At 64.1% G+C, this 24,338-nt stretch carries 25 protein-coding genes and 2 pseudogenes; 17 read left to right on the top strand and 10 right to left on the bottom strand.

The genetic code is table 11. The features are described from left to right. Positions 1–346: 346 nt before the first annotated feature. Positions 347–1,576 (bottom strand): hypothetical protein, encoded by a 1,230-nt coding sequence (locus ACZ5Z0_RS01110; RefSeq protein ID WP_464109518.1) that lies wholly within the window; start codon positions 1,574–1,576, stop codon positions 347–349. 1,512 nt (positions 1,577–3,088) lie between these two features. Here ACZ5Z0_RS01110 and ACZ5Z0_RS01105 point away from each other — a divergent pair. From ACZ5Z0_RS01105 to ACZ5Z0_RS01085, 5 genes and pseudogenes are all read left to right on the top strand, one after another. Next, positions 3,089–3,473 (top strand): annotated as a pseudogene (locus ACZ5Z0_RS01105) (phosphomethylpyrimidine synthase ThiC); the annotation flags it as partial. Between the two features lie 284 nt (positions 3,474–3,757). After that, positions 3,758–5,128, top strand: a complete 1,371-nt coding sequence (locus ACZ5Z0_RS01100; protein WP_464109517.1) for a sensor domain-containing phosphodiesterase — start codon at positions 3,758–3,760, stop codon at positions 5,126–5,128. 103 nt (positions 5,129–5,231) lie between these two features. Continuing rightward, positions 5,232–5,984, top strand: a complete 753-nt coding sequence (locus ACZ5Z0_RS01095) for a hypothetical protein (RefSeq protein ID WP_464109516.1) — start codon at positions 5,232–5,234, stop codon at positions 5,982–5,984. A 74-nt stretch (positions 5,985–6,058) separates the two neighbouring features. Then, positions 6,059–6,283 (top strand): hypothetical protein, encoded by a 225-nt coding sequence (locus ACZ5Z0_RS01090; RefSeq protein ID WP_464109515.1) that lies wholly within the window; start codon positions 6,059–6,061, stop codon positions 6,281–6,283. A gap of 56 nt (positions 6,284–6,339) precedes the next feature. Next, positions 6,340–7,098 carry a phosphotransferase gene (locus tag ACZ5Z0_RS01085; protein ID WP_464109514.1) on the top strand — a complete coding sequence of 253 codons (759 nt, stop codon included), beginning with the start codon at positions 6,340–6,342 and terminating at the stop codon, positions 7,096–7,098. Between the two features lie 27 nt (positions 7,099–7,125). On the opposite strand, the pseudogene ACZ5Z0_RS01080 reads toward ACZ5Z0_RS01085, so the two are convergent. Then, positions 7,126–7,533 (bottom strand): annotated as a pseudogene (locus tag ACZ5Z0_RS01080) (RidA family protein). A gap of 234 nt (positions 7,534–7,767) precedes the next feature. Here ACZ5Z0_RS01080 and ACZ5Z0_RS01075 point away from each other — a divergent pair. Beyond that, positions 7,768–8,313, top strand: a complete 546-nt coding sequence (locus tag ACZ5Z0_RS01075; RefSeq protein WP_464109513.1) for a hypothetical protein — start codon at positions 7,768–7,770, stop codon at positions 8,311–8,313. A gap of 309 nt (positions 8,314–8,622) precedes the next feature. Here the strand turns inward: ACZ5Z0_RS01075 and ACZ5Z0_RS01070 are convergent, their stop codons facing one another. Then, positions 8,623–9,522, bottom strand: coding sequence for an aminoglycoside phosphotransferase family protein (locus ACZ5Z0_RS01070; protein WP_464109512.1), 900 nt, complete (start codon positions 9,520–9,522; stop codon positions 8,623–8,625). 153 nt (positions 9,523–9,675) lie between these two features. Here ACZ5Z0_RS01070 and ACZ5Z0_RS01065 point away from each other — a divergent pair, with 153 nt between their 5' ends. From ACZ5Z0_RS01065 to ACZ5Z0_RS01050, 4 genes are all read left to right on the top strand, one after another. After that, positions 9,676–10,014: an HAD family hydrolase gene (locus tag ACZ5Z0_RS01065; protein ID WP_464109511.1), complete on the top strand. Its 339-nt coding sequence runs from the start codon at positions 9,676–9,678 to the stop codon at positions 10,012–10,014. A gap of 3 nt (positions 10,015–10,017) precedes the next feature. After that, the gene (locus ACZ5Z0_RS01060) at positions 10,018–10,326 is read left to right on the top strand and encodes an HAD family hydrolase (protein WP_464110671.1); all 309 of its coding nucleotides are present in this window, start codon (positions 10,018–10,020) and stop codon (positions 10,324–10,326) included. A 654-nt stretch (positions 10,327–10,980) separates the two neighbouring features. Beyond that, a complete protein-coding gene (locus tag ACZ5Z0_RS01055; protein WP_464109510.1) occupies positions 10,981–11,268 on the top strand; it encodes a hypothetical protein in 288 nt (95 codons plus the stop codon). Between the two features lie 244 nt (positions 11,269–11,512). Further along, on the top strand, positions 11,513–12,283 hold the full coding sequence (locus ACZ5Z0_RS01050) for a GAF and ANTAR domain-containing protein (RefSeq protein WP_464109509.1): 771 nt from the start codon (positions 11,513–11,515) through the stop codon (positions 12,281–12,283). A gap of 4 nt (positions 12,284–12,287) precedes the next feature. Here the strand turns inward: ACZ5Z0_RS01050 and ACZ5Z0_RS01045 are convergent, their stop codons facing one another. Beyond that, positions 12,288–12,866, bottom strand: coding sequence for a cysteine hydrolase family protein (locus tag ACZ5Z0_RS01045; RefSeq protein ID WP_464109508.1), 579 nt, complete (start codon positions 12,864–12,866; stop codon positions 12,288–12,290). A gap of 96 nt (positions 12,867–12,962) precedes the next feature. On the opposite strand from ACZ5Z0_RS01045, the gene ACZ5Z0_RS01040 reads away from it, so the two are divergent. Further along, the gene (locus tag ACZ5Z0_RS01040) at positions 12,963–13,379 is read left to right on the top strand and encodes a DUF3054 domain-containing protein (RefSeq protein ID WP_464109507.1); all 417 of its coding nucleotides are present in this window, start codon (positions 12,963–12,965) and stop codon (positions 13,377–13,379) included. An 86-nt stretch (positions 13,380–13,465) separates the two neighbouring features. Then, positions 13,466–13,747 carry an Lrp/AsnC family transcriptional regulator gene (locus ACZ5Z0_RS01035; RefSeq protein ID WP_138769293.1) on the top strand — a complete coding sequence of 94 codons (282 nt, stop codon included), beginning with the start codon at positions 13,466–13,468 and terminating at the stop codon, positions 13,745–13,747. An 8-nt stretch (positions 13,748–13,755) separates the two neighbouring features. Here ACZ5Z0_RS01035 and trpD read toward each other — a convergent pair whose 3' ends face one another. Continuing rightward, positions 13,756–14,814: an anthranilate phosphoribosyltransferase gene (gene trpD / locus ACZ5Z0_RS01030; protein ID WP_464109506.1), complete on the bottom strand. Its 1,059-nt coding sequence runs from the start codon at positions 14,812–14,814 to the stop codon at positions 13,756–13,758. A gap of 111 nt (positions 14,815–14,925) precedes the next feature. Here trpD and ctaE point away from each other — a divergent pair, with 111 nt between their 5' ends. The 4 genes from ctaE (at position 14,926) to qcrB (ending at position 19,304) form a co-directional block, all read left to right on the top strand. Next, positions 14,926–15,600 carry an aa3-type cytochrome oxidase subunit III gene (gene ctaE, locus ACZ5Z0_RS01025; protein WP_464109505.1) on the top strand — a complete coding sequence of 225 codons (675 nt, stop codon included), beginning with the start codon at positions 14,926–14,928 and terminating at the stop codon, positions 15,598–15,600. 86 nt (positions 15,601–15,686) lie between these two features. After that, a complete protein-coding gene (gene qcrC / locus ACZ5Z0_RS01020; protein WP_464109504.1) occupies positions 15,687–16,475 on the top strand; it encodes a cytochrome bc1 complex diheme cytochrome c subunit in 789 nt (262 codons plus the stop codon). 101 nt (positions 16,476–16,576) lie between these two features. Continuing rightward, positions 16,577–17,647 carry a cytochrome bc1 complex Rieske iron-sulfur subunit gene (gene qcrA / locus ACZ5Z0_RS01015; protein ID WP_138769289.1) on the top strand — a complete coding sequence of 357 codons (1,071 nt, stop codon included), beginning with the start codon at positions 16,577–16,579 and terminating at the stop codon, positions 17,645–17,647. Further along, complete coding sequence (gene qcrB / locus ACZ5Z0_RS01010) at positions 17,625–19,304, top strand: cytochrome bc1 complex cytochrome b subunit (protein WP_464109503.1); 1,680 nt, start codon at positions 17,625–17,627, stop codon at positions 19,302–19,304. Before qcrA ends, qcrB begins: the two co-directional genes overlap by 23 nt. Positions 19,305–19,361: 57 nt before the next feature. On the opposite strand, the gene ACZ5Z0_RS01005 is transcribed toward qcrB, so the two are convergent. After that, positions 19,362–20,129 carry a GntR family transcriptional regulator gene (locus ACZ5Z0_RS01005; protein ID WP_349414299.1) on the bottom strand — a complete coding sequence of 256 codons (768 nt, stop codon included), beginning with the start codon at positions 20,127–20,129 and terminating at the stop codon, positions 19,362–19,364. A gap of 156 nt (positions 20,130–20,285) precedes the next feature. Here ACZ5Z0_RS01005 and ACZ5Z0_RS01000 point away from each other — a divergent pair, with 156 nt between their 5' ends. Further along, on the top strand, positions 20,286–20,576 hold the full coding sequence (locus ACZ5Z0_RS01000; protein ID WP_464109502.1) for an HPr family phosphocarrier protein: 291 nt from the start codon (positions 20,286–20,288) through the stop codon (positions 20,574–20,576). A gap of 101 nt (positions 20,577–20,677) precedes the next feature. Here the strand turns inward: ACZ5Z0_RS01000 and ACZ5Z0_RS00995 are convergent, their stop codons facing one another. The 4 genes from ACZ5Z0_RS00995 to ACZ5Z0_RS00980 all read right to left on the bottom strand — a co-directional run bounded on the left by ACZ5Z0_RS00995 (position 20,678) and on the right by ACZ5Z0_RS00980 (position 24,280). Continuing rightward, on the bottom strand, positions 20,678–21,079 hold the full coding sequence (locus ACZ5Z0_RS00995) for a cytochrome c oxidase subunit 4 (RefSeq protein ID WP_464109501.1): 402 nt from the start codon (positions 21,077–21,079) through the stop codon (positions 20,678–20,680). Then, entirely contained in the window at positions 21,076–22,800 is a 1,725-nt protein-coding gene (gene ctaD, locus ACZ5Z0_RS00990; protein WP_464109500.1) for an aa3-type cytochrome oxidase subunit I, read from the bottom strand. Before ctaD ends, ACZ5Z0_RS00995 begins: the two co-directional genes overlap by 4 nt. Before the next feature lie 12 nt (positions 22,801–22,812). Further along, positions 22,813–23,685 (bottom strand): aa3-type cytochrome oxidase subunit II, encoded by an 873-nt coding sequence (gene ctaC / locus ACZ5Z0_RS00985; RefSeq protein ID WP_464109499.1) that lies wholly within the window; start codon positions 23,683–23,685, stop codon positions 22,813–22,815. A gap of 205 nt (positions 23,686–23,890) precedes the next feature. Continuing rightward, on the bottom strand, positions 23,891–24,280 hold the full coding sequence (locus tag ACZ5Z0_RS00980) for a HesB/IscA family protein (protein WP_138769282.1): 390 nt from the start codon (positions 24,278–24,280) through the stop codon (positions 23,891–23,893). Positions 24,281–24,338: the final 58 nt, after the last annotated feature.

The raw sequence follows: 24,338 nt of genomic DNA, 5'->3' as shown, positions 1-24,338 counted from the left end.
TCGGGGCGATCGGGAAGGCCTTGTGCAGATTCGGATTAGGCCATCGATCACACTACGATCCCTCCGATTGGAAAGGGTCCGGACAAAAATCAATCCAGTCACAGCTCACAGGATGCCGGACTAGAGGTCAGGCATCGCCGGAAGACCGCGCAGGCGCACTGACCCATCCCTGCGTCCCTACGTTCGAAATTCCAGGCCTCCAGAGCCAAGAACGCCATGTCAGCGGCCGCTCTGAATTGTGCCGCCGACAGGGCCTGCCGGCGGCACAATTACAGACCCGGGAAGCTGACGACAAATATGTCAGCTTCTACGGCCCGGCCCGCAAATCGCGACCGTCGTCGGGCGATCAGCTAGTGCATGGATCCGGCCAGTTTCCCACTCGGCGCCCGAGCCGCAGTACACACATGCCGCGCCGCAAGGGCAACAGGAGCAGAACACCGGCCAGAGCTCCCAACACAGCAACGTGTGGAAGCATCCCCGCAAGCTGTAGACCGCCGACCGGACTAGCAGTCGGCAGTCTCAGAGCGCCGGTTTGGCTCAAACAAACATCAGCGCCGGGACCTACTTCTCCGGACCCCCGGTGCCCAGATTCGACATTTCCCGCGGCTCCGGACTGGGGTGCCCCGACGCCGCCCGAGGGCGTCTCCTGTTGGCCGTTCAGAGCACCTGAAAACTCTCCGACGACCGCGAAACCGGCCGTACTTGGATTTCTCGACTTACCGGACGACGTCGCGCCCGCAGATCCGGTCAATCCACCGACAGCAGTGGCGTAGCTAGCTCCGGACGGACCGGAAGAAAGGCCCCCGGAAGAACCTTCCCCCGTGCCACCGCTGGTCCCAAAGCCTGGAACGAGGACCGGGATCCCATCCGCGCCCAGACCCAGGTCCACGATGGCCGGCGACCACACAACACCCCCGGCTTTCGCGCCGCCCACAACCGAAAGACCGTCTGGCCCGACACTCGCCGAAGTCCCCGCACCGCCCAGCACATTGATTTGAGTGCCGGTTACCGGCGAACCCGTGCCCGGCAGCACCGGCAGGGCCAGCGTGTTTTCGACGGGTTCGGTTCCTTCCGTGTTGACGGTGACCGGCGCCGTGACCGGGGCACTGAATTGAGTGCCGGTTACCGGCGAACCCGTGCCCGGCAGCACCGGCAGGGCCAGCGTGTTTTCGACGGGTTCGGTTCCTTCCGTGTTGACGGTGACCGGCGCCGTGACCGGGGCACTGAATTGAGTGCCGGTTACCGGCGAACCCGTGCCCGGCAGCGCCGGCAGGGCCGGCGTGTTTTCGACGGGTACGGTTCCTTCCGTGTTGATAGTGACCGGCGCCGTGACCGGGGCACTGAATTGAGTGCCGGTTACCGGCGAACCTGTGCCCGGCAGCACCGGCAGGGCCAGCGTGTTTTCGACGGGTTCGGTTCCTTCCGTGTTGATAGTGACCGGCGCTGAAACAGGCGCGTTGGCCTGAGTGCCCGTAAGTGGATCGCCAGTGGCTGCGGAGGCTGCGCTGGCACCGAGCACCAGCACCCCTCCTGCGAAAAGGGCGCTAAAGAGGCCGCGCTTGAGGCATGTTTTCATGATGTGGATTCTCCTGGTTGAGTCTTCGGACGCAGTGGCGCCCATGGTCGTTGACCGCCGCAATATGGGCAGCAGCGACCTACTCAGTCAGGCGAGGAGCCGGGAGGAAGAGTTAGACTTGCCGGCAACTTCCAACCGTTGCCAGGTCCCCCCTCCGCGTGGTCAGGACCGCCCACGAGGCCAAAATACGCGGGCTCAGCGGACATCTGGGAAGAAGAGGCATTCCTGTTGCCTGGGCTGACGGTCGACCCGCTCACGTCTGACGGTGCCACCGGCAGGGGGCCAGGCAGGCCGGGACCACTCCCTGCAACTGTTGCGGCGCTTTCGGGCCGGCCAGATTCTGTCGAAGGCTGCGGGTAGAGGAGCGGATTTGCGGCTTGATATGCATGGGTCGTCGCCCCAATGGACGGCGCGGACAACGATATTGGTAATCCGCCGAGGGGTGCGATTACACGCCCGGGTGAGACCAGCGTGGGTTGATCGGGCGGCGGACTGCCTGCTGGAAGTCCGAGGGAAGCATCCAGCTCTGCGACGACCTTAGGGACCGGCAGGACAAGAACCGAAAGCGTCGGAGGCTCAACCAACGCGGTCAAAGGCGGGACCTGCGCCAGGATTGGAGCAGACGTCGCCTCCACTTCGCCAGCGAGCTCATTGGCCGCCGCAACGACAGTCCCAAGCACCTGCGAGTCTGCTGGCCCCGCCGGGGCACCGACCGCAGGGAGGACGGGTACCGATACCGTGCGGCCATCTACCGGCGGGGTCGGGGCCGCGGCCGTCACTTGTGTGGGTATTAGATGTATCGGCGAGGTTGGAAGAATGGTGGATTCGCTCCCGGAGTCTGCCTGCGCCGACGCGGAGGATAGGAGCAGCCAGGCCAAGGAAAGGAAGGCAGCGGTAACGAGAGCGCGCAAGAAAGTGGCGGTGCGGTGATGAGGTTGTGGAGCCAATCGGTTCGCCCCCTAGCGGCCGCTGCGTCCCATACCAAAGATTCGCTAATCCTAGAACCAGATGTTTTCGACTGTCTAGGGAATTCGTCGACAAATAATGCCAAGACTCAAACAGCGGGCTCAGTAACGCGCGTCTGCGCCGCATTGTCCCGCAAGCTGGCTCCATCGTATTGAGACCATGGAGCCAGCCTTGTGCGGGAACCGGCAGTTGATGACGCCGTACGACCTGCCCCTCAACGGGTTGCCCGGGCCGCATCCCACGGCAAGACTAGACGGCAGGTTCCCAGATTGACAATGGTCTCAGACATTCCGATGCAGATCCGCCCGGTTACATGAGAAAGCACAAGAAAGCGCATCGCCCTGTCGGGACCGCACATCCGGGCCGCCGCTCTAATTCCTGGCATTACTCACTTTTGGTCGGCAACGCGGAGGCCTCGTGACCTCGTGAAGTCCCATGATAGGGAAGCCTCCGGATCACATCTGTCGCCACGATGCGGCGGGAGCTGCGGAGGCCGGCCGATCAACGAAACGGTGATCTCGCCTCCATGGTTAAGGCGTCTGACTGGGCGCGCACGAACGCGATGATGCCCTGTCCAAAGCCCGTTTGAATCCCGTTGGCGGGACCAGTTCGCGCTTTCCCTGGACCCGTGACCGCTGAGGCATTCCACGACGAGACCCTGCCGGCGGAGCCCGCCACGACAACCCATTTCTGCTCGACGTGAGGGCCAAAGTTCTGCTCCAAGCGGATCGGCCAGGACATCCGGGACGACGACGGTTCGGCGGATTCGCAGGCAGCATTGGCCCAGATGGTGGCCGGAATGCGGGAGAAGAGCGACGAATTCCCGGCGCCCGCCGGCAAGGTCTACCTGCCCGAGCCCAAGGTGGGAGCACAGGCCCAAGCACAGCCCTGCCCGCACCTTAAGAGGCCTGGGCGTGCCGGCTGCGGTTGACGCCGGCGATGAAGGATCGGATGACACGGTCGCCTTCCTTCGAATCCTTGCGACCCGCGCCCTCCCGGGGCGGTGCGGTGCAGGGCCAGTGACCCGGAAGGGACGGCCATCCGGGCACTGCGGCCACCGTGCCGATCCGAACCGTCAGGCCTTCACATGAAGCTGAGGCGGCGCGCTCCTATGTCCCCGAACATGAGTTCGACGAATCGGGGGGCGCGGTGCGGCGCCGAAGCAGCCAATCCGGCCGTACATGGTAGTACGCTCGTCTCACCAAGCCTGGGGGTATGGATATGTCGATAAAGTCGGGTTCGCCGCGGGTTCGCGATGTCCTGGGAGTTGTGCTGGTCGTCCAGATGGTGTTCGCCGTGGCGGCGGCTGCCATCGTGATTCTTGACCCGGAGGGCATCCTGGATGAGCCCAGGGACCGGTTGCTGGCCGGTCTGCTCCTTCTGGGGCCCATGGTCATGGCCCTCGTCCTGGCTGTGCGTTTCCGCAGGGGGCACAGGGCCGAGAGGCGCCGCGCGGGGGCTACCGCCCAGTTGATGGACACCGTCCTGACTACCAGCCAGGAGTGGGTGTGGGCGGTCGATAATCAAGGACGTTTTACGTTTTCGAGCCCCAGCAGCGAGAACCTCCTCGGATGGAAACCGGAGGAGTTGCTCGGCCAGCGGTGCGACGTGGTCATTGACGGGGGCGACCTGGCCCGCGCCAAGATTGACGTGGCGGCCGCCCCCGGACCGGGCTGGGCAGGACTCATCGTCCGGTGCCGCCACCGCGACGGCAGGGCCGTGTGGATGGACGTCTCCGGCACCCGCCGCGCGGCCACGGACGACCGGCCCGGCGGCTTCGAGGGCACGAGCCGGATGCTCCCGCCGCTGACGGCGCGGGAGGCTATCGACTCCCTCAACCGCGAACAACTCCAGCTTATGCTCGACCAAGACGGGCTCCTAACCGCCTTCCAGCCCATCCACAGCCTCTCCACGGGCAAACTCCTCGGAGTCGAGGCGCTGACCCGCTTCGTCGACGAGGGTGCGACCGGCACCGAATTTTGGTTCAAAGAGGCCGCCATCGTCGGCCTGCTGAGCGAACTCGAATTCGCCGCCATGGAGAAAGCGCTGGAGGCGGCCCAGGGACTTCCGCCTGACATCTACGTGGCTTTAAACCTTTCCCCGGAGACATGCCTGGATCCGCGCCTGCCGGACTTCCTCAAACGCTCCGGGCTGCCCCCGAAGCGGATCGTCCTGGAGCTGACCGAGCGGCTGGAAGTCTCCGAATACGCCCCGCTACTGTCGGTGCTGGGCCCGCTGCGGAAAGAGGGGCTACGCATCGCCGTGGACGACGCCGGCTCCGGGTTCGCCTCCATGCGCCACGTCCTCCACATCCGGCCCGACATCATCAAACTGGACCGCAGCCTGATCGCCGGGATCGACGACGACCAGGGCCAACACGCGCTCGGCGCTGCCATGGTGGAGTTCGCCCGACAGATCGGCGCCACACTGATTGCCGAAGGCATCGAAACCCCCGAGGAGCTCGCCGCGGTGGCCGGCCTCGGCATGACAGCCGGGCAGGGCTACCTCATCGGCCGCCCCTCGATCGAGCCCAGGGACTGGGCCTCGTGGTCTGAAAGCCTGCGCCTCGGACCCGACCAGGCCTAGACACCTCGCATGGTCCCTGCGGCTGTCCGGGCGCCCTGCGTATAGACGCGGGCCGCCCACAGTTGTAGACCGGCACCTAAGCAGCGACTAAAGGTGGGGTCCAATGATGGTCCGGCAGAGACGTCTCCGTGTCAGCGCCCTCCTGCTTGCCGGCTTCCTGCTCGTCGGCACGTCCTGCGGGGGCGGTGCAGCGGAGGTCGGCAGTTCCGTCCAGGCATTGAAGGGCGCAGGCGAAGACGCCATGAGACTCCTGTCCAGCGAAGCCAAGCCTGCCGAATACTCCGCCCTGTCCGACCGGTTGACGAAGATGGCAGCCGAGGTGCCGGACCCGGGCGGGTTGAAAGCCGACGAGAAGGAGATCCTGGACACCGCCGCGCAGCGCGCCCAGGCCCTTCAGGAGATCGCGCGGATGCTCGGCGTGGCCGACAGTGTCAAAGCCTTGTTCACGCAGGACGCCGTCACCCTGGTCCGGGGACAGCTGCGGCCCCTGCCGCACAGCGCGCAGTTCGAAACGAATCTGGATGAAGCCGCCGGCAAAATCCTCAAAGAAGCCACCTGCGACGCGTTCGCCAACGAGATGAACGCACAAAACCCACAGCCGACCTTCACACCGCGCCCCGGCACAGCACCGGCGCGTCCAGGCAGAAACGTCTACGGCGAATTGACGCAAGCCGTCACCGACGCCAAGACGACGCTGGATGTGGTCCAGAAGTACGTGAACCTCAGCGGGTTGTCCAGCGACATCCTGTCAAAGGCCGCCGGTTATGTGGGCATGGTCAAGAAGACGGTCACGGCAGCCTCCTGGCAAAACGGCGCCGCCGCGCACGCCTACTTCCAGGTCTGCGTGTACCCATAGGGCGGCGTGTCTGCCTCTACCGCCTGCGTCCGTCTCTCGCTGCACCGGCCCTGTTTGCTCCTAGAATGACGGTCATGGAGCCCATCATCCCGGAGTACGCCCGGCTGCGCAGTGCCATCACCGAGCGCCTAAACGCCCACGACCTGCTCGCCGTCATGGATGCTTCTATATTTCGTCTGAGCTCATCACGGTTCACGGCGCTCTTGAAGATCGATGTGAGGCTGGAGCGGACTCTTGTAAGTTTCCGAAGTCTCCGGCGAACACTGCCCAGGCTGGCTGGACTAAACATTGGCTCATAGCGTCCATCTGGCATGCACGTTGAGGGACCGGCTTAAGGGCGAGCTAGCATCTAGTAATGGATGCCGAGCAGTTACTCAAAGGTGGCAATGTCAGCGATGGTGTCGTTCGCATTGGATCGACGGTCCGCAAGCCGTGGATGGACTCAACACCGGGCGTCTTCGAATTCATGACAGCTATTAGGAAAGCCGGCGTCGACGTGCCAGCGGTCCTTGGCCAGGATGAGCAGGGCCGACAAATCACGGAGTTCATTCCGGGGCGACTCGCGCTCGATTCAGATCCACTCACGCATTCGGAGCTTCATCGTGTCGGGGCGATGGTCCGCGCGATCCACGACGCGAGCGAGTCATTCGTTCCCCCGCTTGACGCGCGGTGGACCGTAGCGATCCCGTCGCCCGGCGAAGAATTGGTCTGTCATAACGACTTGGCGCCGTGGAATCTCATCATCGGTGATCGTTGGACGTTTATCGATTGGGACGCTGCCGCACCAAGCACGCGACTGTGGGATCTGGCCTATGCTGCTCAGGCATTCACGCTCTCCTACACGAACCAGGCACCAGAGGAAGCCGCGCAGAATTTGACGGCCTTTGTTGATGGGTACGATGCGGATCGAACTATGCGCGAGCAGCTGCCAGAAGCCATGTCTCAGCGCGCCGCGGCGATGTATTACCTTCTAGAGTCTTCCTATGACGCGGGGCGCGAACCGTGGGGCTCGATGTACGCGGAAGGCCATGGCGACCACTGGCGGGCCGCAACCCGGTATGCAGAGCACAATCAGGAACTTTGGTTGAAAGCGCTACTAACATCCCCACGCTGAGGGGTCCTTGAGCGGACAATGGCCACGTCAGTCGACAACTGCGGCGATGGCCTCAATCTCGACGAGTTGGTCGCGGTAGCCAAGAACAGTTACACCCATCAGCGTGCTCGGCACATCGTGGCCGCCGAATGCCTCCCGGACCACGTCCCACGCCGCTACCAGATCAGCGTGGTGGGCGGACGCGACGAGGATGCGGGTGGAAATCACATCGCCAATGCCGGCACCGGCGGCTTCCAGAGCAAGGCGCATATTCTGGACAGCCTTCTCAGCCTGTGCCGAGTAGTCCCCGACACCAGCCGTCGATCCATCCTCATTCAATGGGCACGCTCCAGCTAAGAAGATGAGTCGCGCGTTGCTGGGAGCGGTTGCCGCTTAGGCGTACCGCGCATCATCGGCAAGTGCGCCCGAACGTATAAGTGTGATCGCGCGCGGCATGGCAGTCCTTCTTGGCGGTTGGATATTGGCTGGTGCCACCCTAGCAACGCGGACGCATCGAGCGCGGGACGATTCATAGGATAGGTTGCTTTCACCGGGCGGTTGCCCGGCCATGAAGGGGGACCATTGCAGACATCAAACGAGGGCCCGGGAACGGGAAAGCCAGCTGGGGGCTCCGACCGTTATGCGTCGGTGCGACCGGCAATAACGCACCGGTCGGCGTCGGGCCGCCCGGTGGCTGTAGGCGTGTGGATATGCGCCGCCGGATTGCTGGCATGGTTGGTGGTTGCCGGAAACCTCGATGCCGCGATACATGCTGCGCCCTGGCTGGCGCTGCTTTCCTGGTTTGTTTATGCATCCCAGTGGAGGCCGTGCCTGCGGATCGACGGCTCTGGGTTTGAGGTGATCAATGGACTGCGCGACCACCAGATACCTTTCGGGACCGTTCAGGACATCCAGGTCCGGTACGCCACAGCGATCTGGGCGGCCGGCAAAAAGTACGTGAGCTGGGGCGCTCCGACCCCGCCCTCCGCATTCGGCCCCGGATTTCAGAATGAAGTAAACCTCAAGAGTCGTCCTTTCACGGTACTTCCGAGCAACGAACGGTTCAGCCAGCCGGAGACGAGAACCGGACGTGACCACATTGTTGCCGCGTGGCAGGATGCCCGAGCCGCCGGATTCGCCTCCACACATGGGGTTGTTGTCTCCAAGTGGAACGCGCCAGTGATCGTCATCGGAATCCTAGCGATTGTGGCCGTGATGACCGCAGCATTGCTGTAAGGGTTGGCCCGCCTACGACGCGCGAGTTCGCTGCTGCAGCGAGCATGAGAAAGCGGTCGGGGGTCCAGCCTGGGTTAGGCACTGGCTGGGTTGATTTGTGCGGGACCTCGCGCCCGATGAGCGCGGCCCGTGGGGTGCAGGCACCAGGACGCCGCCAAGCAACGCTGCCAAAATAACCCAGAAAACTCCGCGACCCACAAGGCTCGGCCGCGAAAGACATTCGCGGCCTGCCCGCAAGCCGATCCTTCACCGAACGCCTAGAAGGGGGAGCCGGGGCCGGCGCGGCGACTGCGTGAGCAGGACTTCTGTTTAGAATCCGTGTTCCAGGACATGATCGAGTGCTGCTCGTCCGGCCGGTCCCCACGCCGGTTTTCCTCCCGGAAGGCCGCGATCGCCGTTTTGTCCCATCTGCATGAGAAACAGGCTCTTCAAAGCGGCTAACCCACGCGCGCGCCGGACTGTTGCCTCATCCGCGTGAGCGTACACATCGAAGAACCGGGAAGCGGTGCCCGCAGGAAGGATTACCCATGCGGCCGCGAGGTCCAAGGCCGGATCACCGGCGAACAAACCACCGAAGTCGATCACGCCAGAGAGCGTCCCGTTCGAAACTACGACATTCGCTGGATGGAGGTCACCGTGAACCCAAACCCGCGGCCCCTCCCATTCCGGCGCCGTAACGGCGTCAGCCCAGACGGCCCGGAGATCATCGGCAACGTCTAACGGGACCACAGCGTCAAAGAAGTGATCGAACACCTCCGTGCACCTTTTAGGGTGTCCACCACGGTCTGTGCTGTCCGGCGCTTCGGCAGGCGCCTCCGCGTGGAGCGCTTTAAGGAATCCAGCTAAAGTTTCCGCTGCGTGGTTTGCACGGCTGATCTGGGCATAGTCCAGTGGCTCACCAGAAACCCACGTCATAACGGTCCACGGCTTCGGGAAGAGCGCGGACGGCACGCCGATCCGGACAGGATTCGGGACCGGAAGCGGCAGTCGCGGGGCAAGGACAGGCAGCCACCGGCACTCCTTACGCTGGAGGTCCGGGGCACGCTCTGAACGCGGCATACGCACGGCGAGCTCATCCCCCAGTCGCCACTGCTGGTTATCCCACCCGCCCGATACCTCACGAATGGCCAGCCCTGCAAGGTCTGGATGCTGCTCCTGCAGCAGGCCATGAACCAGGTCCGGGGTGATCTCAATCTCGGAGTCAATCATACGAAGGCACAGTACTCGGTCCTCGCGAGGACATGTCGCACCTGACCTCGGCCGGGCGCTCCGCCCGTGTGCCCCGAGACGCCCGGGGACAGGTGTATCGGAGCCAGGCCGGGCCATCACTGATTTGGAATCTCCAGGCGATAGGGTGCCTGGGTGAGGGCTTTGCTTTTTGATGTCGACGGCGTCTTGATCGACTCGTATGCCGGATACCGGATGGTGTGGAACCGGTGCAGCGAATCCCGGGGACTGGATGCCGAATTGGTGTGGGCCGCAACGCACGGCCGCCGTCCCGTCGACACGATCGCCGACATCGCCCCGCATCTGGACGCCAGCGTGGAATACGCTGCTTTGCGGCAGCTAATGGGCCGGATTGGTGATCGGTTTCCGCCGATGCCCGGGGCCGCCAAGCTGACAACCGGCCTGCCATCCGAACAGTGGGGCGTTGTCACCAGTGGGCAGAGGCAAACAGTTCTCGCTCGCTTTGCACGATAAGGAATCCCGACGCCTAGCGTCTTAGTCGACAGCGGCGATGTAAAGAACGGCAAACCGGCACCCGACGGTTACCTGCTCGCAGCGAGCATACTTGACGCCAACCCCTTTGATTGCCTCGTCGTAGAGGATGCTCCGGCCGGGGTGGACGCCGGAAAAGCGGCCGGGATGAAAGTGCTGGCGATCGCTGCGACTCATGATGTTCGAGAGCTCGATAAAGCCGATCAAATTGCGCCGGACCTAGTCGCGGCAGCACCGCTCATTCGCTCCTGGCTCGCAAACGACCCCTCCGCCGACAACTGGACCAAAGCGTGAAGCCATCCATGCACTGCGGCAGGCAAAACGCATGGCCATCCCCGCCACGACGGATAGATCTGGTTGCCTCCACATCCCAATTCAGGGGTGTCCAACTTCCTTGGTTCCGGGACACCGCCAACCTGTTACTCTCCCGACCTTAGCCACCTGTCAGCAGCCTTGGAGTGGCAGCCTAGGGCAGTATTGCCGGCGTCAGGAATATTGATGGAGCCCTCGGATGGCGTTGCGAGCTTCGTGCCTGGCGGACGCAGCTGCCTGTGGGCGTCCGAGTTCGGCCAGCCGGAATGCGTAATTATCCAGAGGCGCCGCGAGATCAGGTTCATAGGCTGCAGGTTTGGCGCCGGCTGGACGGTCGATCGAGGTCAGACCCATAGCCGAAAACTGATAACTAGGTTCCCCAGTTATGCTTTTTGCGCGGTGCTTCCCCCTCACCCCCGCCCGTAGTGCCAGGACGGTCAGCGCGCTCATCCAGATGGATCAATCCATACGGATCACCCGCAGGCCGGCGCGGCCAGCAGACCCGTGCGGGCGTTCTGTCAGCCGGCGACGTCGAGTTTTAACAAATGTCACAGATATTTAACCAACCCGCGCGTAACGGGCGTACGCTCGAAGAAGGTCAAGACGCGGCCTCTCGTTTTACTCAGAGGACCGTCTATGTCTGAAAAACTCGCAAAGACCGCCAGTCTCAGCGTGACCGTTGCCGTCGATCTGGACGCCGCTTGTGTCACGGTTCGCCCCGTAGGCACACTGACTTCCGAGAACGTGCGGGGACTACTGGCGGTGGTGCACCGTGCCGAACGCACCCTCCCAGGATTTTCGGTCCAACTGGAGTTGGAGCACCTGCTCGCTCAGTCCCGGAGTGCCATCGACCACCTACGGGATTCCGGCGCCGTCGTGCTTCCCCGGCAGGGGAACTCCCCCAGCCACCTGCACGCCGCATGAGTGCCTGTCCGGGTCTGCGGTGCACTGGACTGTGCCGCTTCAGCGTCGATCCCAATCCGAGGAACCTCGTCCAGTGGAAAGCCGTGCCCTTCACCCCCGACTGACTGCGGAGGCCCCGGCTGTGCTCTGTTGACCGAATGCGGCGTCGATATGGTCCAAGATTTTGGGGGGACCATATCCGCACTGCTTCAAAGTTACTCCGTCACCCTAGAATCTAAATAGCGTCGAGTAGCGGAGGCCAACGATGGCAACTGATCCACAAACCCTACGTGGCATAGCCGAGCAGGACGAAAGCCCGATCAGCGCCTTGCTCGCGACCCAGCTCAGTGATCTGGCGCGGGAACTGCAGCAAGAGGAAGACGTCCATTCGGTTCTCTCGGGCATCGTCGACGCCGCCCTTCATTTGATCCCCGGAACCGCGCAGGCGTCCATCAGCCTGGTCACGGGCCGTAAGAAAGTCGATTCCGAGGTCGCCTCGGGAGAATTGCCCCGACTCGTGGATGCCCTGCAGAACTCCACCGGCCAGGGTCCCTGCCTGGACGCGGCGTACGAACAGCCGGTCGTACGCGTACCCGACCTCAGTAGCGAGCGGCGATGGCCTGAGTTCTCGCGGGGCGCCGTCAAGCTTGGCGCCCGCAGCATGTTGTCGATCCAGCTATTTGTCGCGGGTGACCGGCTGGGAGCACTCAACCTCTACGGGGACGGACCCAACGCATTTAGTGACGAGTCGGAACAGGTCGGGTTGTTAGTCGCGGCACACGCGGCAGTCGCGTTCGCCGACTCCAAGAAGATCAGCCAACTCGGCGAGGCGCTGTTGGCCCGACAGCTGATTGGGCAGGCAGAAGGCATCCTCATGGAGCGCTACAAAATTAACGCCGAACAGGCGTTTATCCTCCTCAGCCGGGCCAGCACCAGGTCCAATACCAAACTGAGGGACATCGCTGAACACCTGGCCAGCAGCGGCGATATCGTCATACCGAAAGCTGCACCGCCTAAGGAGTACCGCCCGCACTGACGGTTCAACTGGGGTCCCGGTTAAATTCCTCGCTGCCGAAGGTCACCTCTGACGTCTTGACGACGCCTGCCGTCCGCCCGGGAGCCGACTGGTTCTCCCAGAAAAGGTTGGTGTGCGCAATGACAAGCTCCGGCGGAGGCGCGCCCCAAGCCGTCAGGTCCTCGGTACTATGGGCATCGGCCACGAGGGTCACGTCGTAGCCCCGCACGAACGCGCCGTGGATGGTGGACCGGATGCATTCGTCCGTCTGCGCGCCGGCCACCAGGAGGCGGCCCACGCCGGCGGCGGCAAGGACTTCTTCAAGGTCGGTGCCCTCGAAGGAATCGCCGTAGGACTTGTGCACCAGCGGCTCCGATTCCTGACGGGGCAGCTCAGGGACGTACTGCCAGGCCTCGCTCCCCCGTTCCAGCTGGGCATCGGAATGCTGGACCCACACAATCGGCACCGCGGCGTCGCGGGCCTTGTCCACCAGCTCGGCGATGTTCGCAATCACGGCGTGACGCCGGTGCACCCCCTCGACCACACCCTGCTGCACGTCGATCACCATCAAGGCGGTGTGCGGCCGACCGGCAAGCGTTGTCATGGGCATCTCCTCAGGCTCGCGGCTCGAATGTTCCGCGCCCCATGGTAGGCCTGAAGGCTGCCTGGATCCATGCCTTTCGGCGGCTAGGCTGGAAGTATGCCAGCCACCGCTCCCCCGCTGCCCCACCCGCCGTCGACCCTGCGCACAGCGCTACTGGCCGCGGCCGCCGACGCAATCCTGATCTTGCTCTTCGCCGCAATCGGACGGGATTCCCACCAGCGCGGCGAGATCATCACCGGGGTCCTAGCAACGGCGTGGCCCTTCCTGGCCGGCGCCGCCCTGGCCTGGCTGGCGCTGCGCCTGTGGCGCGGGCCGCTCGCACTGTGGCCGGCCGGCGTCGCCGTCTGGATCGGAACGGTGGCCGTCGGCATGCTGCTCCGGGCGCTGACCGGGCAGACCGTGGTCCTGCCGTTCGTGATCGTGGCACTGCTCAGCCTGGCCGTTTTCCTGCTCGGCTACCGCCTGCTGGCCGCGGCAGCTCGCCGGTTCCGGGCACGCCGCCTGCGGGGCTGATGGACTAGGCTTGCAAGCACACGGCACTGCCCTCCCGGGCCCCTCACGACGCCGGCAACGGCGCACCAGATCCGAAAGGTCCCCACGTGATCACCGCTTTCGTCCTGATCAAGACAGACGCTTCCGCCATTCCGGAAACCGCTGAAAAAATCTCCGCGATTCCCGGCATCAGCGAGGTCTATTCGGTGACCGGCGAATGGGACCTGATCGCGATTGCGCGCGTTGCCAAGCACGAGGACCTCGCGGACGTCATCGCGGACAAGCTCTCCAAGGTCCCGGCGGTGGTGCACACCACGACGCACATCGCCTTCCGCGCGTACTCACAGCACGACCTCGACGCTGCGTTTGCCTTGGGCTTCGAACAGTAGGAAGCGCGTCAGTCGCGGGAAAGTGCGACCCAGCGGTCCAGTACCGCGGCCGCGGCGCCGGACTCAACCGATTCCTCGGCCCGCTTCATTGCGGCGGCCATCCGGTCGATCAGCGGAGCCGTTGCGTCCAGGTCGAAGGAGACCAGGCCGGCCGCGGCGTTGAGCAGCGTGGCGTCACGGGCGGGGCCGGGCTCGCCGGCCAGCACCGATCGGACGACGGCGGCGTTGGCCTCGGCGTTCCCGCCGCGCAGTTCCTCGACGGTCGCCTGGCGGATCCCCAGCTCGCGCGGGTCGAAGACTTCTTCCGCCACCTGGCCGCCGCGGATTTCCCAGATCCGGGACGGGCCCGTGGTGGTCAGCTCATCGAGCCCGTCGTTGCCACGGAAAACCAGGCCCCGGCTGCCGCGCTGCGCGAGCACTCCGGCCACCAGCGGCGCCATCCGCTCGTTCGCGACGCCGACGGCGGACGCCTGGACGTGGGCCGGGTTGGTCATTGGCCCCAGAAAGTTGAAGGCCGTGGGCACGCCCAGCTCACGCCGCGCCACGGCGGCATGCCGCATCGAAGGGTGGAACACCTGGGCAAAGCAGAACGTGATGCCGGCTTCTTCGGCGTTCCTGGCCACCCGCGCAATGGGCAGGTCCAACCGGACCCCCAGGGCCTCGAGCACATCGGCGGAGCCAGAGGTCGACGACGACGCGCGGCCGCCATGCTTGACCACCTTCGCGCCGGCCCCGGCAGAGACAAGGGCCGCCATGGTGGAGATGTTAACCGTGTTCAGCTGGTCACCACCGGTACCGACAATGTCCAGCTTTTCGCCCGCGATCTCGATCGGGTTTGCGGAGTCGATCATCGCCTCCACCAGGCCGGTGAGTTCCTCCACCGTCTCCCCCTTGGCGCGCAGCGCCACCAGGAAGCCGGCAACCTGGGCAGGCGTCGCCTCGCCGGACATGATGGAGTTCATTGCCCACTCAGTGTCGCCGGCAGTGAGGTTGCTGCCGTTGATAAGGGCGCCGATGAGGCGCGGCCAGGTCTTACCTACCGCCTGTGCTGATGCCTGAGAAGTCACGTCCTGATGCTATCGAGCCGCGGGCCGCAATGCCCAATGCGAAGAGACCGGGAACTTTTCCGCTCGATTTCGCGGCTTTGTAGAAAAAGTCCTGCCGAAACGCGGTTTGCGTTGGGCAGGAGGGACTTTTGCAGACATAATGTCTATGTGACATCTGCGACCCATGCCCCCAGTACCCCGGCGCACCCGACGCTGAATCGCCCGAACATGGTTTCCGTTGGAACCGTCGTCTGGCTGTCCAGTGAGTTGATGTTCTTCGCCGGTCTCTTTGCCATGTACTTCACACTCCGTTCGACTTCCGGACAGATGTGGGCCGAAGAGACAGCCAAGCTCAACTTCCCCTTTGCGCTCGTCAACACGATCGTCCTCGTGGCCAGTTCCTTCACTTGCCAGATGGGCGTCTTCGCCGCCGAACGGCTCCAGCCGCGCAGGCTCGGCGGCCCGCTGAGCTTTACCCGCTGGGGAATGAATGAGTGGTTCACACTCACATTCATCATGGGTTCGTTCTTCGTGGCCGGCCAGGCGACCGAGTACGCCATGCTCGTCTCCGAGCACGTCTCGCTCTCTTCCAACGCCTACGGTTCGGCGTTCTACATGACCACCGGGTTCCACGGCCTGCACGTTATCGGCGGCTTGGTTGCCTTCCTGCTCATCATCGGACGTTCCTTCGCAGCGAAGAAGTTCGGACACTTTGAGGCAACCTCCGCGATCGTCACCTCGTACTACTGGCACTTCGTCGACGTCGTGTGGATTGGCCTCTTCCTGGTCATCTACGTCCTCAAGTAGCCCCACTTGTCTCTCTTTCTACAAGAGATAGAATTTCAAGAAGCGGCTCCCGGAGCCAACGCAGGATCGAATAAAGGAACCACCACGTGAAGGCACTCTCGCAGAAGCGACGTCACCCACTGGCAGCAGTTGCGCTGTTGCTTATGGGCCTCCTCATCACTGGTGGGCTGTACGCCGTTGCCACCACCGTCAACCAGGCCAAGGCCGACACCACAAGCTTCAGCGCAAGCGACGCAGAAGAAGGCGGCAAGCTGTTCGCCGCCAACTGCGCCACCTGCCATGGCATGGGTGCCAGTGGCTCGCAGGCCGGACCGTCGCTCGTCGGCGTCGGCGCCGCCGCCGTTGACTTCCAGGTTGGCACCGGCCGTATGCCCATGCAGATGAACGGCCCGCAGGCTTACAAGAAGCCCGCCCAGTTCAACGAGGCGCAGACCCACCAGCTCGCGGCCTACGTCGCTTCGCTCGGCCCCGGCCCGTCGATCCCCGAGGCTGGTGTGCTCGATGAGAAGGGCGACGCCGCCAAGGGTGGCGAGCTGTTCCGCACCAACTGCGCCATGTGCCACAACGCTGCTGCCGCCGGCGGCGCGCTGACCCGGGGCAAGTTCGCCCCGGCCCTCGCCGACGTTTCCGGCAAGCACATCTACGAAGCCATGGTCACCGGCCCGCAGAACATGCCCGTCTTTTCCGACGCCAACGTCTCCCCCGAAGGCAAGCGCGACATCATCACGTTCCTCAAGCAGATCGAAGCCAACGGCTCCCCCGGCGGTAACGACCTGGGCGCGCTGGGTCCGGTTTCCGAAGGCCTGTTTGTTTGGATCGCCGGATTGGGCGTCATCATCGCCTTCACGATCTGGCTGACTTCGCGGACGTCCTAGGCGCGCCGCGGAACCTGTAAGAATTTTCTGCTGATCCGTCAGCAGTTTGAATTGAAAACTAACTCGGCATTGGCCGAGACGAGAGAAGGATGAGGCGAATTATGGGCAACCATAGTGACGGCAGTCCGAGCCACTCGGGCACCGTAGCTACGGCTGGTCAGAATGAGGTGGAGAAGTTCCAGGATCCTGGAATTCCCCCGCATCGTTTGCGCCTGGCTGACACGGATCCGAGGGCCGCCAAGCGAGCGGAACGGCAGGTGGCCATTCTGTTCGGCGCCTCGGTCGTTGGCACCCTGATATTCCTGGTGGCGTACTTCGCCATCGATCTTGGAGCTGACTCCTCGATCGCCACCATCCGGCTGCAGAACACACTGCTGGGCATCGGCACCGCCTTTGCCATGCTGGGCATCGGCACCGGCATCGTGCACTGGGCCAAGGCCCTTATGCCGGACCACGAAGTGTCGGAAGAGCGCCACGCCATCCGCACCGAAGAGGACCGCCTGGCCGCCGTCCGGATCGTCGACGACATTGTCGAGGAAACCGGCATCAAGCGCCGCCCGCTGATCCGCAACACCCTGCTGGGCGCCGTAGCGCTGGCCCCGCTGCCGGCCCTGGCCGTCTTCGGCGACCTGGGTCCCCGTCCGGACAACAAGCTGGCGCACACCATGTGGGCACCGGTGGACGGCAAGACCAAGCGCCTCACCCGCGACCCCGATGGCACCCCCATCAAGGCCTCGGACGTGACCATCGGCTCCGCCTTCCACGTCATCCCGGAAGGCCTGAACGAGCTGCAAGAAGGCAAGCTGAACGAGAAGGCGAAGTCCGTCGTCCTGCTCATGCGCCTCAACCCGGAATCCCTCAAGCCCTCCCCGGGCCGCGAGGACTGGAGCTACAACGGCATCGTTGCCTACTCCAAGATCTGCACCCACGTTGGTTGCCCTGTTGCCCTCTACGAGCAGCAGACCCACCATCTGCTCTGCCCGTGCCACCAGTCCACCTTCGACCTGACCCAGGAATGCAAGGTTATCTTTGGCCCGGCCAGCCGGCCGCTCCCGCAGCTGCCCATCGCCGTCGACGACGAGGGTTACCTCTACGCCACGAGCGACTTCAAAGAACCTGTTGGACCTAGCTACTGGGAGCGTGATGAGCATGAGCGCAACATCAACAGCTGACACCCCCACCTTTGTCGCCAAGACCAAGGGCGGCCGCATTACCGATTTTGTTGACCAGCGCGTGGGCGGTTCCGGAATGCTCCGGGAATTCGGCCGCAAGGTTTTCCCGGACCACTGGTCCTTCATGTTCGGCGAAGTGGCTCTGTACTCCTTCGTTATCCTGCTGCTCTCCGGCACGTTCCTCACCTTCTTCTTCGATCCGTCGATGGCGGAAACCCACTACCAGGGTTCCTACCTGCCGCTGAAGAACGTCGAAATGTCGGTGGCCTACAACTCCTCGCTGAACATCTCCTTCGATGTCCGCGGCGGGCTGTTCATGCGCCAGGTCCACCACTGGTCGGCCCTGCTGTTCGTGGCCTCGGTATCCGTGCACATGCTGCGCGTCTTCTTCACCGGCGCCTTCCGCAAGCCCCGCGAAATGAACTGGGTGGTCGGCAGCGTGCTGCTCATCCTGGCCATGGCCGCCGGGTTCACCGGCTACTCGCTCCCCGATGACCTGCTCTCCGGCAACGGCCTGCGCATCATCGACGGCGTGATCAAGTCCATCCCGGTGATCGGCACCTACATCTCGTTCTTCCTCTTCGGCGGAGAATTCCCCGGCACCGCCATCATCGGCCGCCTGTACATGCTCCACATCCTGCTGGTTCCCGCGCTGATCCTCCTGATGATCGCCGCGCACCTCTTTATGGTGGTCGTGCACAAGCACACCCAGTACCCCGGCCCGGGCCGAAACGACGGCAACGTCGTCGGCTACCCCCTCGGCCCGGTCTACGCGGCAAAGGCCGGCGGGTTCTTCTTCATCGTGTTCGGTGTCATCGCCCTGATGGCCGGTTTCTTCACGATCAACCCGATCTGGAACTACGGTCCGTACGACCCCTCCCCCGTCTCGGCCGGCACCCAGCCTGACTGGTACATCGGCTTCGTTGACGGCGCGCTGCGCCTGATGCCGGGTACCTTCGGCAACTGGCACGTCGAGCAGGTCTGGTTCGGTCACGTCTTCACCTTCAACGTACTGCTCCCGGCCCTGGTCCCCGCGGGCATCCTGTTCACCGTGATGTTCACCTACCCGTGGATTGAACGCTGGATCACCAAGGACGACCGCGAGCACCACGTCCTCGACCGTCCGCGCAACGCGCCGACCCGTACGGCCATCGGCATGGCCGGCTTTGTCTGGTACTGCGTGATGTGGGCCGCGGCAGGTTCGGACCTCATCGCCACGCACTTCCACGTGGCCCTGAACGATGTCACCTACTGGCTCCGCGCACTGTTCTTCATCGGCCCGGTCATCGCCTTCATCGTCACGAAGCGTGTCGCCCTGGCCCTGCAGCGCAAGGACCGCGAGATCGCCCTCCACGGCCGCGAGACCGGCCGCATCGTGCGCCTGCCGCACGGCGAATTCATCGAGGTCCACGCACCGCTGGACGAATACAAGCGCTACAAGCTGGTCGGCTTCGAATCCCCGTCGCCGCTCCCGGCCGAGCCGAACAGCCACGGCATCGTGGACCGCAAGGAGAAGCGCCGCGCGCTGCTCTCCAAGTGGTTCTTCGAGGACCGGGTCGCCCCGGCAACCCCGGCCGAGCTCGCGGCGGCCCACGGCCACCACGGTGAGCACGAGGCGGTTGCCCAGGCTGCGGAGCAGAAGAGCCTCAGCCACTAGCACCCGGCACTAGCCAACAGAGAGGCCCGGTCCATCAGGACCGGGCCTTTTTGCTGGTCAGGCGCGGTAGCCCGTGGCGTAATTGCGGGTGGGGCGGACGCCGGGGCGCTGCAGGGGCACCCAGAGCTTGTACCGGTCAGCCCGGTAATAGGAGACCGAATAGTCAACCATGGCCCGGGCGACGAAGGCATGCCGCTGGATCTTCAGCAGCGGCGACCCTACCTCCACGTTGAGCAGCCGGGCCGTCGACGGCGACGCCGCCGTCGCCTCGATCATGTCCTCGCCCCACTCCATCACCAGCCCGTAGCGCTCGCTCAGCACGTTGTAGAGCGACGTCGGCGGCTCCCCGTCGAGCAGGCCGGGCACGCGGTGCGCGGGAATGAAGTTCTCGTCCACGCTCATCGGCTCATTGTCAGCCAGCAGGAGGCGCCGGAACCGCACCAGCGGCGTTCCCTCCTCCAACTGGAGCTCGCGGGCCAGGAAGGCGCTGGCGTTGATCTGTTCGAAGCTGAGAACCTTGGCGGCCGGCACCATGCCGCGGCGCTGCATCTCCTCGCTATAGGAGGTGAGTTTTACCTGGAGGTCCAGTTTGGGCTTGCGCACAAACGTACCAAGGCCGACAACACGTTCGATCACTTCCTCGCCCACCAGGGCGTCGATAGCCTGGCGCACGGTCATCCGGGCCAGGCCGAAACGCTCGGAGAGGTCCCGCTCGGACGGCAGGGCCGAACCCGGCGGACAGGAGCTAGCAATGTGCGCGCGAAGGATTTCGCGGAGCTGGACGTAGATGGGGACCCCGCTGTGCCGGTCAATCTCCCCGGCCATCCGGCTCGCATTAGAGCCCACGGAAAAACCTGCTGCAATCGTTCATACCTCAAGCCTAGGGCACTTTGGCGGCAGGTCTAGACCACCGGATGATGCGGTTCGCCCGGCGCCCCTCCCCCGGCTACGCTGGAAATGCCCCCGGCTGAAGGAGTTCCATTGCCCGCACGCAAGGCCATCGTCCAGGCCTCCATCGGACTACATGCCCGTCCGGCGGCAGTCTTCGTCCGCGCCGTGACGCAGAGCGGTCTCCCGGTCACGATCAGCAGGGACGGACGGCCCGGCGTCGACGCCCGTTCGCTCCTGGAGGTCATGACGGAGGACTTCCCGTGCGGCTGCGAGGTGGAGCTGGAGGTCCGGGCCGACGCTGTCCCGGCGGACTCCAGCGTCGCAGACGCCGAGCGTACCCTTTCCGAGCTCTGCGCCCTGCTGGAGTCGCAGGCGGGTTGAGCAGGCGCGCTGAGCAGAAAAACACGGGCCAACGCAAGCACGAACGACGTCGGGCCCCACCAGAAGGTGGGGCCCGACGTCGTTGCTGTCAGCGCAGCTAGCTAGTGCGCGTGGTCACCGCGGCTGTACTCGTAAACCCAACCCACGAGCGCCACCACGGCGAGGCCGCCGGCGATGAACGTGATCCAGAAACCCACGGCCAGGCCGAGGAACCCGCCGGCAGATGCCAATCCGAGGACCAGCGGCCACCAGCTCCAGGGGCTAAAGTGGCCCTGCTCGCCGGCACCTTCGTGGATCTCAGCATCGCTGCGATCCTCGGGGCGCATGCCCACGCGACGGCCGGTGAAGCCAAGGTAGGCACCGATCATGCCGGCGAGGCCGGCTACGAGCAGGAGGGCGAGGTAGCCCACCGGCTCAGTCCAGCCGGTCACAATCCCGTAGACGATGGCAACTGGGACGAAGAAGAAGACTCCCAGTCCAAAAATCCTTGATTCGATTTTCACTGGGCCTGATCCTTCTGGTCGGCGTTACCGAGGGTCGCTGCTGCCGGAGCAGGAGTGTCGACGGTGTAGTACTGGGAGAGCTCGGGGTGGTGCAGGTCCAGGGCAGGACGCTCCGAGCGGATCCGCGGCAGCGAGGTGAAGTTGTGACGCGGCGGCGGGCAGGACGTCGCCCATTCGAGCGAGGCACCGAAGCCCCAGGGGTCATCGACCAGGACCTTCTCGTTGCTGCGCCAGGTGATGTAAACGTTCCAGAAGAACGGGATCAGCGACGCGCCCAAGAGGAAGGACGAGTAGGTAGAGAACTGGTTCATCCAGGTGAAGTTGTCCTGCGGCATGTAGTCCGCGTAGCGGCGGGGCATGCCCTCGACGCCGAGCCAGTGCTGGATGAGGAAGGTGCCGTGGAAGCCCAGGAAGAGCATCCAGAAGTGGATCTTGCCAAGGCGCTCGTTGAGCATCTTGCCGGTCCACTTCGGCCACCAGAAGTAGAACCCTGCGAACATCGCGAACACCACGGTGCCGAAGACCACGTAGTGGAAGTGCGCCACCACGAAGTAGGAGTCGGAGACGTGGAAGTCCAGCGGCGGGGAGGCCAGGATGATGCCGGTCAGGCCGCCGAAGAGGAAGGTCGCCAGGAAGCCGATGCTCCACAGCATGGGGGTTTCAAAGGTGATGGAACCCCGCCACATGGTGCCGATCCAGTTGAAGAACTTCACGCCGGTGGGAACCGCGATCAGCATCGTCATGAAGGAGAAGAACGGCAGCAGAACCGAACCGGTGACGTACATGTGGTGCGCCCACACGGTCACGGACAGTGCGGCAATCGAGATCGTCGCGTAGACCAGGCCCTTGTAGCCGAAGATCGGCTTGCGGCTGAAGACCGGGAAGATCTCGGAGACGATGCCGAAGAACGGCAGCGCGATGATGTACACCTCGGGGTGGCCGAAGAACCAGAACAGGTGCTGCCAGAGGACGGCACCGCCGTTCTCCGGGTCGAAGATATGGGCGCCGAACCGGCGGTCCGCGCCGAGGGCGAACAGGGCGGCGGCCAGCGGCGGGAAGGCCATGAGCACCAGAATCGCGGTGACCAGAACGTTCCAGGTGAAGATCGGCATGCGCCACATGGTCATGCCCGGGGCACGCATGCAGATGATCGTGGTGATGAAGTTGACCGCACCGAGGATGGTGCCGAAGCCGGAGAGCGCCAGGCCGAAGACCCAGAGGTCACCGCCGACGCCGGGGCTGAAGGTCGTGTTGGACAGCGGCGCGTAAGCGAACCAGCCGAATGACGCGGCACCCTGCGGGGTGATGAAGCCGGACACGGCGATCGTGGAACCGAACAGGAAGAACCAGAAGGCCAGCGCGTTGAGCCGCGGGAAGGCGACGTCGGGGGCGCCGATCTGCAGCGGCATGATGACGTTGGCGAAGCCGGCGAACAGCGGCGTCGCGAACATCAGCAGCATGACGGTGCCGTGCATGGTGAACAGCTGGTTGTACTGCTCTTTGGTCTGCAGGATCTGCATGCCGGGCTCGAAGAGCTCGGCGCGGATCAGCAGCGCCATCACGCCGCCAAAGCAGAAGAACACGAAGGACGCGATCAGGTACATGTACCCGATGGTCTTGTGGTCGGTGGAGGTGATCCAGTTGACGACGATGCGCCCCTTGGATTTGGGTACTACGGGAGCCTCAAGGATCCCTGAGGGCTGAGAGTAGGTCGTTGCCACTTCGCGCTCCCCTTACTTGTTCTCGGTCGGGGCCGGGTTGCGGTCGTACTCTTCGCCGAGCAGTCCGGTGTTGCCGTCCTGGCTGAGCTTGTCCAGGTGGGCCTTGAACTCCGCATCGGAGACAACCTTCACACGGAACAGCATTTCGGAGTGGTACTCACCACAGAGTTCGGCGCACTTGCCGTCGTAGGTTCCCTCTTTGGTGGGGGTGAACCGGATGTAGTTGGTCTTGCCCGGGATCATGTCGCGCTTCTGTAGGAAGGCGGGAACCCAGAAGGAGTGGATGACGTCGCGGGCGTTGAGCTCGAGGTCAACCGACTTGTTGACCGGCAGGTACAGGGTGGGCAGCTTTTCCTTGTCCACCTCGTTGCCGGTGAGGTGCGCCTGGACGCCGGCCTCGTGGACGTCGCCGGTGACGACGTCGCCCTTCTTGTAGTTGAAGTCCCAGGCCCACTGCTTGGCGCGGACGTCGACGACGACGTCGGCCGGCTGGTCCCGGTTGTCAATGGCCTGCTGGTCGCGGTCGGTGAAGTAGAAGAACACCAGGACCATAAAGAGCGGGATCGTCAGGTAGAAGACCTCGAGCGGCAGGTTAAAGCTGTTCTGGCGGGGGAACCCGACGGTGCCCTTGCGCCGCCGGTAGGCGACGATGCACCAGATCATCAAACCCCAGGTAATGATGCCGACGACCAGCGCGGCAATCCATGAGTTGACCCAGAGGTCCATGATGCGGTCAGTGTGGTTGGTGGTGCCCCGCTCAGTGGGCAGCCACCCTTTCTGTACCTCTGGTGAACATCCAGTCAATGCCAACGCGCCGGCTAGTGCCAAGCCAGTGATCGTAGTGATCTGTTTGCGTCGGCTGCCGGTTCGGTTCTGCGAACTCACAGACGGCCCTTCCTACTTGTTGCTGTCGCCCGGCCGCCGATGGCGTTCCGGGCACACTAAAAGTTTTACTACTCGGTGTAGAGCTTACCGCTCCCCGCGAGTTTTCGCCCACATGTCCGCACCGTGCGTCGGAGGCAGTTTCAATGCTTCCGCCGACCGCTCCCCGGACGGCACTAAGGCCGGGCTGATTGCCCGGCCTTAGACCTTAGTGGAAGGAGTCCCCGCAGGCGCAGGATCCGCCTGCGTTGGGGTTGTCGATGGTGAATCCCTGCTTCGAGATTGTGTCCTCGAAGTCGATGCTCGCACCGCTCAGATAGGGGACGCTCATCTTGTCGACGACGACTTCGACGCCGTCGTAGTCGCGGACGGCGTCGCCCTCGAGGAGCCGCTCGTCGAAGTAGAGCTGGTAGATCAGCCCGGAGCACCCGCCCGGCTGCACGGCAACGCGGAGGCGAAGATCAGTGCGGCCTTCCTGTTCCAGCAGGCTGCGGACCTTGCCGGCGGCGACGTCGGTCAGCTGGACCTCGTGGCTGGCCAGTTCCTGGTCCGCCTGGACGGTGGTGTCGGCGCTGTTTTCATTGGTTGTAGTGCTCATGGCCTACCTTCTTACGACGGTCGTGGCGGCTCCGCCTGCGCGGTGCCCGCCCCTACTT

This window comes from Arthrobacter sp. T2-23 (genome assembly GCF_055398325.1).
Note: the sequence above shows the minus strand (reverse complement) of the source record. Positions and strands in the feature narration are given on the sequence as shown.